12 protein-coding genes are annotated in these 11,878 nt (G+C 46.8%); 7 read left to right on the forward strand and 5 right to left on the reverse strand.

From position 1 onward, the window contains the following. Positions 1 to 224: 224 nt before the first annotated feature. The 3 genes from DFR27_RS03215 to DFR27_RS03225 form a co-directional block, all read right to left on the reverse strand. The gene (locus DFR27_RS03215; RefSeq protein WP_121876003.1) at positions 225 to 671 is read right to left on the reverse strand and encodes a hypothetical protein; all 447 of its coding nucleotides are present in this window, start codon (positions 669 to 671) and stop codon (positions 225 to 227) included. 55 nt (positions 672 to 726) lie between these two features. Further along, a complete protein-coding gene (locus DFR27_RS03220) occupies positions 727 to 1,170 on the reverse strand; it encodes an HD domain-containing protein (protein WP_121876004.1) in 444 nt (147 codons plus the stop codon). A gap of 126 nt (positions 1,171 to 1,296) precedes the next feature. Beyond that, a complete protein-coding gene (locus DFR27_RS03225) occupies positions 1,297 to 2,004 on the reverse strand; it encodes an NUDIX hydrolase (protein ID WP_121876005.1) in 708 nt (235 codons plus the stop codon). Positions 2,005 to 2,136: 132 nt separating this feature from the next. Between DFR27_RS03225 and DFR27_RS03230 the strand changes: the two genes are divergently transcribed. From DFR27_RS03230 to DFR27_RS03250, 5 genes are all read left to right on the forward strand, one after another. Next, a complete protein-coding gene (locus tag DFR27_RS03230) occupies positions 2,137 to 3,162 on the forward strand; it encodes an SPFH domain-containing protein (RefSeq protein WP_121876006.1) in 1,026 nt (341 codons plus the stop codon). Beyond that, the gene (locus DFR27_RS03235) at positions 3,159 to 4,070 is read left to right on the forward strand and encodes a diacylglycerol kinase catalytic domain-containing protein (RefSeq protein WP_121876007.1); all 912 of its coding nucleotides are present in this window, start codon (positions 3,159 to 3,161) and stop codon (positions 4,068 to 4,070) included. Before DFR27_RS03230 ends, DFR27_RS03235 begins: the two co-directional genes overlap by 4 nt. Continuing rightward, complete coding sequence (locus DFR27_RS03240) at positions 4,067 to 4,996, forward strand: ADP-ribosylglycohydrolase family protein (RefSeq protein WP_211327545.1); 930 nt, start codon at positions 4,067 to 4,069, stop codon at positions 4,994 to 4,996. The genes DFR27_RS03235 and DFR27_RS03240 overlap by 4 nt, the downstream gene beginning before the upstream one ends. Continuing rightward, positions 4,993 to 5,808 carry a 5' nucleotidase, NT5C type gene (locus tag DFR27_RS03245; protein ID WP_121876009.1) on the forward strand — a complete coding sequence of 272 codons (816 nt, stop codon included), beginning with the start codon at positions 4,993 to 4,995 and terminating at the stop codon, positions 5,806 to 5,808. The genes DFR27_RS03240 and DFR27_RS03245 overlap by 4 nt, the downstream gene beginning before the upstream one ends. Positions 5,809 to 6,042: 234 nt before the next feature. Beyond that, positions 6,043 to 6,666 (forward strand): hypothetical protein, encoded by a 624-nt coding sequence (locus DFR27_RS03250; RefSeq protein ID WP_121876010.1) that lies wholly within the window; start codon positions 6,043 to 6,045, stop codon positions 6,664 to 6,666. A 148-nt stretch (positions 6,667 to 6,814) separates the two neighbouring features. Here the strand turns inward: DFR27_RS03250 and DFR27_RS03255 are convergent, their stop codons facing one another. Next, on the reverse strand, positions 6,815 to 8,206 hold the full coding sequence (locus DFR27_RS03255; RefSeq protein ID WP_121876011.1) for a hypothetical protein: 1,392 nt from the start codon (positions 8,204 to 8,206) through the stop codon (positions 6,815 to 6,817). Positions 8,207 to 8,636: 430 nt separating this feature from the next. Between DFR27_RS03255 and DFR27_RS03265 the strand changes: the two genes are divergently transcribed. Then, the gene (locus DFR27_RS03265; protein ID WP_147434508.1) at positions 8,637 to 9,350 is read left to right on the forward strand and encodes a helix-turn-helix domain-containing protein; all 714 of its coding nucleotides are present in this window, start codon (positions 8,637 to 8,639) and stop codon (positions 9,348 to 9,350) included. Between the two features lie 82 nt (positions 9,351 to 9,432). After that, the gene (locus DFR27_RS03270) at positions 9,433 to 10,614 is read left to right on the forward strand and encodes a PcfJ domain-containing protein (protein WP_121876014.1); all 1,182 of its coding nucleotides are present in this window, start codon (positions 9,433 to 9,435) and stop codon (positions 10,612 to 10,614) included. Between the two features lie 669 nt (positions 10,615 to 11,283). Here the strand turns inward: DFR27_RS03270 and DFR27_RS12720 are convergent. Next, positions 11,284 to 11,415: a hypothetical protein gene (locus DFR27_RS12720; protein WP_281269004.1), complete on the reverse strand. Its 132-nt coding sequence runs from the start codon at positions 11,413 to 11,415 to the stop codon at positions 11,284 to 11,286. Positions 11,416 to 11,878 lie beyond the last annotated feature (463 nt).

Here is an 11,878-nt window from a genome sequence, read left to right on the forward strand (position 1 = left end):
AGGAGTATCAAGAGATGTGGGCGGAGGGTGGTACTTTCGACTATTACCGTATTTATGGAGAAGTTATTCAGCTAGATCAAAATCTTCAAGTGATCGGCGCGTCATACAAAGGGGCTAGGCATTGATTGTTGTAGGTCAATTCGCACCCCTTGAATGGTAGCGGTGTATTTTCAGTGAAAAAATAGCTTTTTGGCAGACTTAAAGTTTCAGCCAATTAACCCGAGTTATCTAAACTGCCTTGGGTCAGTCTGAAACTCGGTTTCAACGAGTCTTTCAAGATAAGTGAAGCCTGCTACGCCTCGAACTTCATCGAAGACTTCCTCAAAACCTTGCTTTGAAAGGTTCGACTTGATGCCTTCTTTCCAGCTCCGCCAGGTGGCATCGAGTATGCGGTTTTCTGAACGAAGAAAAACCTGTTCGTTGGCTAAGTCTAGGTAGTTAAAGATGAGTTCGCGCACGTCTTCTCTTTCTTCTGGTTTAACCGGCTTACCTAATAGAACGTCCACAGGGATCTCCATGGTAAGCGCGCGATACTGCTGATCAAAGCTATCTTCGAATTCTGTTATCGATTGTGTTTGTGCGATTCGCAATTGACGACCTGCTAGGAATACCCCGATAGCAGTAAGTATTGATCCAATCGCAGTAGCGACGGAGGAAATAATGTCCCACATGTTTCTAAAATCCTCATATTTCTTATTATTATGGTGCTCAGGTGTTAGCGTTGACCTAGTTAATCACCTCAATCTCGTCCTTTAAGAACGCAATCTTGCGGTGATACTTCTTTGTTCGAGCGATGTCCTTTTCAGTAGGCGAAGTGATTCGTGATAAATCGCTGTTGTGGCTTAGGTCAGCTAGTTTCACTATGCGTGCGTCCTCGTCGACCTTAATTGCATCAAAGTAACTCTGCTCATGAAATGGCTTGGGCTTGGTAACTAACTTTACAATCTCAGCAACTCGGCTTCCAAATTCACGCGCGATCTCGTCAATTTCAACAGCGGTGTCTTCGACGACATCGTGAAGTAGAGCGGCAATCTTTGCATCTTCAGATCCGCCCGCATGGCAGACATTCTCATAGACTTGTACTACATGCGACATATAATCGGCGCCCGCCTTATCGACTTGCCCTTTGTGATGTTTAGTGGCGAATGCCTTGGCTCTTTCTATACTCATTTTTATTATCACTCCATAGATCAATGCTTACTTTATTGATGTACAAGTCTGATTCGCTAAATGCCAATGACGCGCAACTCAAAATATAGAGAATCAACACTCTTATAAATTTCTCACTAGTCACGTTTACACACTCCTCACAAACTCAAACCCCATAGCCCCAGGCCTTAATCGATAATAAGCCGCCGGTCGTCCTCGACCGGAAGTCATGCCGCCCGTTTCTTCAAATTGTTCTGAATTCTCAACGCGCCGTCGAAAGGCTTTGGCCTCGAGCTTCTTGCCTAAAATCAGCTCGTGTACGTGCTGAAGCTCAGCAAGCGTAAAAGTCTCCCCAAGAAGCGCACATGGCACTAGAGAATAAGTGGCTCGGTTCTTTAATCGCTTAAGAGCACGTTCGATGATTTCTAGGTGATCAAATGCGAGCTGGAGTTCGCTAAGCGTTGTTACTGGAAACCAGTTGGCCGACGACACGTTTTCATCGGTAGGAACGCAACGTTGCTTCGAAATGAGCGCGGTAAACACTGTGGTAATCGACCAGTCGCGAGGGTCGCGTTGGCTCGAGCCAAGGGTTTCGAGTTGCTCGATATAGTCGGGTTCTACACCCGCTTTTTCTCTTATCTTGCGAAGAGCCGTATCGTCGAGTGTAAGATCTTTCTGTAGGTCAACAAAACCACCCGGTAATCCCCAGTGACCTTTAAAGGGATGCTCAGCTCGCTGAACTAACAGTACCTCTAATCCGCCGTTAGCTACCGTGAATACCACATTATCGACGCTGAAGATCGGCTGATCAAAAGCAGTTTTATCGTACTGTTTTAGAAACTCACGTTCGTTCATGATGGACTTTCTTTATTGAAGATATGAACAGACTAACACTATTTATGGCTTATCGCCATTTACTGCTTGACATATATTGGCGTATAGCCTTTAATTTCGATAAAAGGGCTTAACGCCAATAAAGGAGGCGGTATGATTTTATTAAATTACTACAAAGCAGATCCAGCAACTCATGTACTAAAAGTTAAAAACGGTAAGAACGCAGCGAGTGGCCGAGGACTTAGTTTCTTTTATAACGCAGCAGTTACCTCGGTGGTGGCTATTCCGGTCAACGTGCAAGAAGCGCATTACATCTTTAGCCTACAAAGCCACGACTTTCAAAAGGTAGTTGTGCAAGGACAGCTCATTTTTAAAGTCGTCGATGCCGAACGTTTAGCAGAGGTAATGAACTTCACGCTAAAGCCGAACGGTGAGGCGTATGTGTCGGAAGACCCTTTGAAGCTCAATGACAAGGTAGTAAAGCCGTTTCAGCAAATTGCTCAAAAGCGAGTGATGGGACTTGAGCTAAAAGATGCGTTAAACATTGGCGCAGCGCTGCGCGATGAGGCTCTGGCCGCCTTAATATCGCACGAAGGATTACAGAACATCGGTATAGCGGTCACTGATTTAATCATAGATGACATCAAGCCAAATCAAGAAACTCAGCGAGCCCTTGAAGCCGAAGCGCGCGAGCTGTTGCTTCAAAAGGCGGATGATGCAATTTATCGTCGTCGCAAAGCGGCCGTAGAGCAAGAAGGTACTATCAAAGACGCCGAGCTCGCGAACGAACTCGCAGTTCAATTAAAAGAACAAGAGATCGCTCGTAACCAACTCGATAACGAGCAGCAACTCAGTCAGGCTAGAGCCGAGAACGACCAATTGGAGCTTGCGGCCAAAATCGATCTAGAGCGTGTCCGCAACGAGCAAGTTGAACTTGAAGCCGCCAACGATCATATCCGGGCTGACGTAAAAGCCTACAGTATTAAGGCACAATTAGAGGCAGCCGCGTCACTTCCAGCTGAGCAACTAAGAATGCTTGCACTTGCGAAGATGGGGCCTGGTGAGTTAATTGCCTCTGCGATAGAACAGCTCGCCATGAACGCCGACAAGGTTGGCAACATCAACTTCTCTCCTGAGCTACTCAGCAGCCTTCAGCAAGCTCAAGGAACTGAAGCATGAAGCAGCGAGTGATCTTGGTGCACCGTAAAACGCGACTCGAGGAGTTAGTGTCGCGTTTTAATACGTGGAGCCAAGCGCGGTTTTATCTCGAGCACAGTGATGCCGATCCAGCTGACTACTTAGCTGAGCACGATTTATATAACGCGAAGTTGCAAGAAGCGATGGCAATTTCGGGGCAGTTCGCACCGATTCAAAAGCTAGAACGAAGTCTGCTCGCTGAATTTAAATTCCGCCGAGGAGATGTGATCGTGGTGGTCGGCCAGGATGGCTTAGTGGCAAACACCCTAAAGTATGCCCACGGTTTGCCAGTGTTGGGGGTTAATCCAGACCCTAGTCGATGGGATGGCGTATTGCTTCGGTTTAAGCTAGCTGAGCTATCCAATATCTTGAGCGATACGCTTAACGCAAAGGTAATGTTCGACAGAGTTAGGTTAGCCGAGGCGTTAACTAATGACGGCCAACGAATGCTCGCCGTTAATGATTTATTCATCGGCCCAAAGTCACACGGATCGGCTCGTTATGAATTGAGCTGGGCAAACCAGTCTGAAATACAAAGCTCCTCGGGCATTATCATCTCAACCGGATTTGGATCGACCGGTTGGTACACTTCGATCATGACCGGCGCGATGGCAATCACCGGGAAAGCTATTAGTCCCGATAAGTTGGCGCGTCCTTGGGATGCGAATCGGCTTTCATTCTGTGTTCGAGAGCCGTTCCCGAGTGTGTCGAGTTCGACTGAGATGGTATACGGTGAGATTCACGAACAAGCCGCTTTCAGTGTGGCCTCACTAATGCCCGAGTCCGGTGTGATCTTCTCAGATGGCATGGAGCAAGATGCTATCGCGTTTAACTCCGGTACGCGGGTTGAGGTACGGGTGGCGAGTGAAGAAGGGTTGATGGTGGCATGATGAAGAACAATCACAAGCACGATCGATTGGTTGGAGCCCTTGTCGGTTTGGCGGTCGGCGACGCGATAGGCACCACGCTCGAATTTAAACCGCCCGGAAGCTTTGATCCGATAACGGACATGATGGGTGGTGGCCCATTTCATTTGAGTAAAGGTGAATGGACTGATGACACCTCGATGGCATTGTGCCTTGCCGAGAGCTTGTTAACCTGTGAAGGTTTTAGCGCGAGCGACCAAATGAATCGATACTGCCGATGGCAGGACGAAGGCTATTTGAGCAGTAACGGAAGATGTTTCGATATCGGTATTACAGTCAGTAGCGCGCTTCGGCGTTTTCGCCGAAACCCTAGCCTCCCTTTTTGTGGAAGTTCAGATCCGTACTCGGCGGGTAACGGCGGACTAATGCGTCTTGCACCCGTAGTGATGTTTTTTGCTAACAATCCTGAACTGGCTGTTCAATATGCGATAGACAGTACTCGAACGACTCATGGCGCGAGCGCCTGTTTAGACGCGAGTGCGGATATGGCCGAGTTACTGCTTGGTCTATTTAACGCGATTTCGAAGGACGCGATCATGGAGCTTCTAGCTACTGCCGACGAACACGAGTATTGGGAAGAAATTAAGGCTGCTCCAAGATTACAATGGGCAAAGCTTGGTCTTCGAGGAACCGGATACGTTGTTGAAAGTTACAATGCGGCGCGGTTTTGTTTCTTTGTAACCGACAGCTTCGAGGACGCGGTGTTATTGGCGGCAAACCTAGGTGACGACGCTGATACAACGGCGGCGATCGTAGGGCAACTGGCGGGCGCTTTTTACGGCTTGAGTAACATTCCATCGCATTGGCGTGGGACGATTGCTAAATCAGAATACATACATAGGACAGCGGCGCGATTAGCGAGCCAGGGATTAGGAGAAAGTCATCGATGAGCAGAGAAGCGGAAGTATCAAGTCATAAACTGATGAAGCTAAAGATATTAGTTGATATGGACGACACCATCGCCAATTACTCCGAGGCGTTTAGTCGTGCGAGGAGAGCCGTGCCAGGCATTCAGTATCCTCAAAGCCAAGTCGACTTCTTTAGAAATCTAGACCCGATCGCTGGGGCGGTGCGCTGTGTGGAAGAGCTCATCGAGGAGGGGCACGACGTTTGGTTTCTGACAGCGCCGTCGGTATACAATCCGTTGAGCTATATGGAAAAGCGCATTTGGATCGAGAAGCACTTTGGTTTGAACATGGCGCATAAAATGATTATTGCTTACAACAAATCAATGATTGAAGGCGATGTTCTCATCGATGATGGTACTGTGCATGGGCAATGCGAGTTCAGAGGTATTTGGCTGCGCTATGGCAGCTCGAGCTATGGCTCGTGGGATGAGTTGGTGAGGGAAGTGCGAGCGATATCCGTGGAGGGTGTCGAGCGATCGTCGAGTCACGCTAAACGTGCCCACGATACCAAGCGGCGTTTCGCCTGTTGCCCGTTTTGCGGTGCCAGTGTGGAGTTCTGGTCGGCGTTTCCTTTTACGGCTTGTGAGAGCTGCGCTGAACGCGCGACGGATGAAAATGGCAGGTCGGTCGATTATTACAACACGCACATAAGTGGCGGGCTTGAGGGACGGTATAGTGATACCAACGAAGTCTACTCGGCAGATTATTGCTTCATCGACGGGACGGAGTGTGTGGCGGTGGATACTCGCTTGGGTGGGCCGGCGATTTGTGTGTGCGTTGGAAAGCACGCATGACATTTGCTTGGCTCGCAAGCCCAAAACCACGTCGTGACGCCAAAGGACCTAGGGAAAGTCGTTGGTATACTTTTACTCAATGCTAGCGTAATACGAGGATTGAATACCGTCCCAAAATACATAGATGTCATCGGCTTCCTCTAGCCTTTAGATACTTCGTTCGATACGCTAAGGGAATAATCAATAACAATTAGGATATCGAGCTGCGTCGTAACGTGCACAGCCCGTTTCAGGATGTATCGAATCTCTAAACGCACGCAATCTAAAGCGATTAAAAGTCAGCTCGATCTCAACGATTGGATGATGTTTTGTGTCGCAATGGCGTTGATGTTATTAACGTGGCTCTATTTTGTCGGCGTGGCCGTGTCGTGGGGGCGATGCGATTTCGGCGCTTGGTGGTTAGGGCGCAGTCACTACACCAGTCCCTTAGTAGTGCTTGAGACGATTTTTACGCTGATTTGTTTGGCCGTTGCGCTAAAGATGTTTATTTGTAAACGGGTGACGATTGTAAGGTTTTTAAGCATATTTACCGCGCTCTTTATGCTAGTAACTCTTCATGATTTGAGGGGTACGATTCAGTTTGATAATTGGAAGCATGATCGTGAAACAGCGGTCGGTATACCACCAATATCCTCGGAGTTATCAAGGTGGCTGATAAAACCTATTAAGAAAATACTGGTAGCGGAGATTCAGATGGGTCAGGGTCAGCGCCGGCATATCGATCCCGACTACGAGATCAAGCGCAAAATTCGCGAGCAGCTAATCTGCGAGCACCCGTTTTTCGACCCGTGGGAAACCTGGGAAGAGGAGCAACGTGATATTGAGGAACGGTTTCGAGCGCTACGCAAAGTAAACTAAACGCTTAATAGGTACCCAAGGGCAGAGTCGTTCTCGAGGAGAATTTAAAGTTCAGGTTTTATCACTGACTCTAATTATTTCGTATAATTTAAGTAAGATTTTTAAGAAAGGCCTCTCCTCGAGAGGCCGATACTGATAGATAAAAATTTCACGCCGCGTGAGATGTTTTATCATCCGATAGCAGCTTTAGCACCGTCCCGCGTGCTTTGGTAGATCGGAGCTCCGACCCTTTTCGAACTCGGCCAACAAATTCCTCAGGGGCAAAACGCTGAAAATCGAAAGGCTCAGTTTCGCGTTTGATTCGTTGCTCGAGATTCTTCGCTGCCAGGGCGTTATCACATACCTGGTAGCCGATTAATACGACGTCCTTAGTGTCACCCGAAAGCTGATCGAGATAGCTCCCGCGTTGCTGGATGATTCGCTTCAGATAATCTCGGCTGTCGTCTTCTCGCCAGTCGATCTTCGTATATCCAAACTTAATCAGCGGTACGTTAAAGTTTTCACTCAATACATACCGAAAGGCATATGCATACACGACGTATTCGCTAGACGTTACATGAGCGAACTGATCGATGTTACGCAGTGACGGAACGCCAACTTCGTCGTTGCTAGGGTACACCTTAAGCTCTAAGTTTTGAGACACGTCCGTCAACGTTAGGCATTTCTTTTCCTTTCCTCGAACGGAATACACGAAATTGCCGGGAGTAAGCTCTTTGGCTCGAAGTGATAACCGTAGCCGCAGTTGCAGCGTTCGGCACTGAATCATCTTAAGTATCGAGTTCTCGCTGAGCTTCGTGCTTCGTAATGTATTCATTGAAGTGATCGCTTCGGGTGTATTCAAAAACATTAATTGAAGCGGAAAATATTCCATTTGTTTGTAGTTTGCCATGAACTGGGAGCGCCCCTTGGATGAATCATGGGGGCGAATCGATTGAATACTAAATACGCCCCACGGATCGACCTTTGAAAGCCGTTCGTTGGCTTCACGTTCAATCTCCGCGAAGTAGGCAGTCGTCAAATGTTGGCCACGAGGCGACTTCTGATTGCCGAGTTTTTTGATGCGTCTTATGGAATCTTTCTTGCCCGATTGAGCCCATTTAGTCCATTCGGGCTCGGAATCCGCAATGTCGACGAGTACATGCACAAAGTACTGGCGCTTCGATGCATCACGGGTAACCATTAATTCTTTAACTCTCTTATTTTTCTTTGCTGTTTTGCGAAGCTCGCATTCGAGTTCTATTCGGTAAGCCTCAACTGCACATGTGCAGGATTCGTCGCACAAGGGAAGCGCCTCTTTAACTTTAGTGATGGCTTCGCGACTAGCTCCGTTCCAGTGTCGTTGAATTGTTATGCCTAGGTGTTGAGCGGTAGCATGGAGCGATACACGTTCACCATTACGAGGGAGTGTCACGCCCAGAGCATAAAGTAGGTTAGTAGCATCGTTCGCAGCTTCGATATTCACTCCATTACCGAATGCCGCTTTTATTTCCGTTGCGATCAGTTGCTTAGTTTGTGGCAGAGTTTTAGTTAAACAAGTCATAGAAAAATCCTCTAAAAAAATGAATGCCGAACGCGAAATTGCGTGCAGTCAAATTAATCATCTCAGAGATCTGAAATATGCAAGTCGAGGAGCTGGCAGGACTGATCAGGTTTTTATACAACTCTCTAAAACGGTAGGTTTGAGAAAAGAGACGCTTTTTTATAAGGATAAGAGGGGCCTTGAAATAGCTGGTATTGAGGGCCTCAAATCAAGTGCTGATTACTGTCAAAACCTGTCAAAAACGAGTGCTGTCAGGCCTATTGTGAATTGAATTACAGACAGGAAATCTATTGAGCTAGTGGAACAAAATTTTATTGATATAAATTAACGTTGTGTAATAAATTACGCAAAATTACATAAAAAATGTAATGATATAACGTTTGGGAGGCGGTAATGTTGACCTTCAATATTTTAGATGAGAGTGAAAGTTATGAACAAGAAGTCAGACAGAGCCATAGTAAAGCACGCGATCAATGTATATAAAGCTCGAGGAAACACTCAAAAGGACTTGGCTAAATTTTTAGATATTCCCGAGTCACGGCTCTCAGAATATGCTAAGGGTAAATTAAACCCTCCGTCAATGGTGACGAAAGCGATGATTGAAGAATGTGGTGCGCCTTCAAGAGAATGCGGTTGGTATATGACCGGGGAAATCTACGAGGGGCTTGCCGAGCTTAAAGATGCAGTCACGACATCTAAGCCAGTTTCGAATTATGAGCTAGTGATTGAGGGCGAGAGTATCTTCAGGCTTAAAAGCTACGGCTGCTCGGCAGTAAGAAAATTGCTTCCTGCTTCATATGAGCTCGGTAAGCGGGCATTTATTGAAGTAAATATTTTTCGAACCAGTTCGTTCAAGCTCGCGACGAGGGTGGTAATTGCGCCCGACGAAAGCCCCGGCAATCACTACATCAAAAATGATTTTGATTTTCAGTCGAGCCAAGATGAGTGGTCGTTTGAGTACATATCGATTCCACCGGAGGGGAGTCGTGTTCTGGTAATGGAGTACGAACACGAATCTTTGTTTTTGGATGAGTTTCAAAGCCTATGTGGATGGTTGGGGCTACAAATTCCCGATAGTAATCAGTTAAAGAGACAAATTGCAGCAGCCGGTGGTTTTCTTGGTGGCGCTAAGTACATCTCATAGCCCCAAGTTACCGAATTGATGGTGCGTGGCTTCTCACAGAGGAGCCACTCAAATGCCTGCAAAAAGATAATGGGATTATTATATGCCGATGCAACCTGAGCTATTGTTGGGCTGTCTGTCGAACGGAGATCTTAGACTCGACGCATCCGACGCACTCGGATATCCCTGCGTAAATATCGTCAAGACCTGGTCAGATAGATTGGAGGTCTACAACGGGGCTGATGGAGACCAACCTAAAGAACAGGTATATCTCTTTGATATCCCTATCTCATTAGAAATCTTGCAAAAAAACGTTTACGCCGAGTATTGGATTGAATCAATTCCGAAACCAATACTCAATAGCTGCTTGGAACTACCCTCGATACAGCTATTCGTTCTTCACTGTGTTGCCAATAGTAGGGATGCTGCAGACTTATTACTAAGTAATCCCGCTCTTTGTTACCTTTGGGCGTGGGTAAATTACTCGTATTTACAAAGCCGTCCAGGAGAAATAGATACCCTCTTGGATCAGCTTCACGCGAAACAACTGAATATACTGCGCCAAATTGCGCCGAGGGCACCCAAGGCTGCAGTTAAATTACTCAAGCGGCTAGATGTGGCTTCGATCGATCCATTTCGTCGTAACGCACTGCTCACGATCCTTCAAGATGCGACGTTGGTGTTGAAGCTGAGCCATCAACAGGCTCTTTGCTTTCCTAGTCTCTTAATTGCTGATCGCTACTCTTGGGCGGTGAATCAACGAGTTTTTGGCATATTGATTCGTCTTCAACGACAAGAACTACGTTTACTTGATGATGCGATTGCCATGAGCGATGGGCGAGCGATACAAGCTTTGGCGAGATGCGAGACATGGCCAGAGGTTGTTGCCTGCCACGACCGTTGGGCAAGGGAGTGGAACCGTGGGCGCTTGTTCGAAGAGATGTTGCTCCGTGACGACCGTGGGATAGCTATTGCTTTTCCACCCCCTCCAGTCGAGCCGACGAGTGACATCTGTTGGCTGGCGACACCTGACGAAGTGATGCAGGAAGGGAGGAATCTGCGTCACTGTATATCGTCATACGTGACGAAGGTCCAACGAGGGGAATATGCGGTATACCACCTGCGAGAACCCTATAACGTTACAATCGGGTTAAGGAGGTCTGCGTTGGGCTGGCAGTTGGACCAGATTCGAGGTGTATGCAATAGATCTCCGACCACTGAAGAACACTCGATAGTGGACGAGTGGCTTCGCGCGAAAGGTTTATCTTTAGTCTTCGACAACTAAATGTGGGTAGCGAATGTTCCCTAGCCTGTAAGATCAAGCAAAGAATCAACGGGTACTATTCCATAAGTTACAGTTGGAATTCCGAAAACACCATTTAAACGCCCGTTTCCAAATACCTAAGTTCCCCCAGGTAGGTTGGTTGGTTGGTAGCCTCTAATTAACGTCAATATTGGTTATGGATCAATTATTTAATGATAAATAATTGATGCTACGATAATATTTCCCCCTCCAAATGTTGAATAAATATCGAGGGTTTGTGACTACAAAATGTACATGTAATTCGTCCGGGGCTGTTAGTGTAAGGATCGCTTGTATTGAGTGTTCTAAGGTCATCAAGAAATTTTCGATAAAAAAGCCACTGAAAACGGTAGGGCTGAGTTTGGCGGCTATCTATGGCGGAAGTCAATTGATTGATTACGCCATATCAGATAATCGCTATCCACTCGAGATCGAGTATGCCGTTAGCAACGCCTGTATTAACTCTGCACAAGCACGAATTAGCAATTTAGGTTATGAAACAAAACAGAGGGTTTGCCTTTGCGCGCTCGAAGAGGCCATGAATGAGATTTCTTATACTCGTTTTTTAGTCGACGAGGACGGTTTTTTAGATTCCTTGCAGTCAAAAATTGGAGAGTGTCGCTAGCTCGACTGAGCCGAGCTAGCTGTCGATTAATCTCCGAAGTAGTCGTCGTTGTTTGGGTTATGGTGGTCTGCCCAATCATCCATATTCGCTTCGTTATTGGGATTGTTGATATCGGACCAAAGATCTAGCTCGTCGTGACTCATATTGTCTGTGTTCATTTTAAGAGCTCCTTTACTTACTTTTTTGAGTAGCGGTGGTCGATTTATTCGCGGCGGCTTGAGCTCGAGACGGGAATGAGTTTTTAGCAATTTTCCCGTGGTTGGCCTTCGCCGCAGATGATTGAATTCGTGAAGCAGCGGCTTTATTCATTGTTTTACTCATAGGATAAATCCTTTATTGATTAGTGAAATGCATCCCCTCGTTAGGGGAGCAATTTGAAGGTAACAGAGGGTGTGGGGACGAATGGGGACACGAGAACTTCAAGATGAAATTAGGACGCTGCTTTCACAAATTGGCAAGTCGCAGGTGTGGCTCGCTGGGGAGCTTTATTACGCAGGGAACCCTGGCCGAGATGATGACCTTGAATTTAAGAAGTATGTAGAAAGAGTTAAAAAACAATTGCAAAGGTCGGGAACGAAACCTGAGCTGCTAAATTACTACATTAAATTCATATCGAATCAT

The sequence above is a fragment of the Umboniibacter marinipuniceus genome (genome assembly GCF_003688415.1).
GTDB classification, from domain to species: domain Bacteria; phylum Pseudomonadota; class Gammaproteobacteria; order Pseudomonadales; family DSM-25080; genus Umboniibacter; species Umboniibacter marinipuniceus.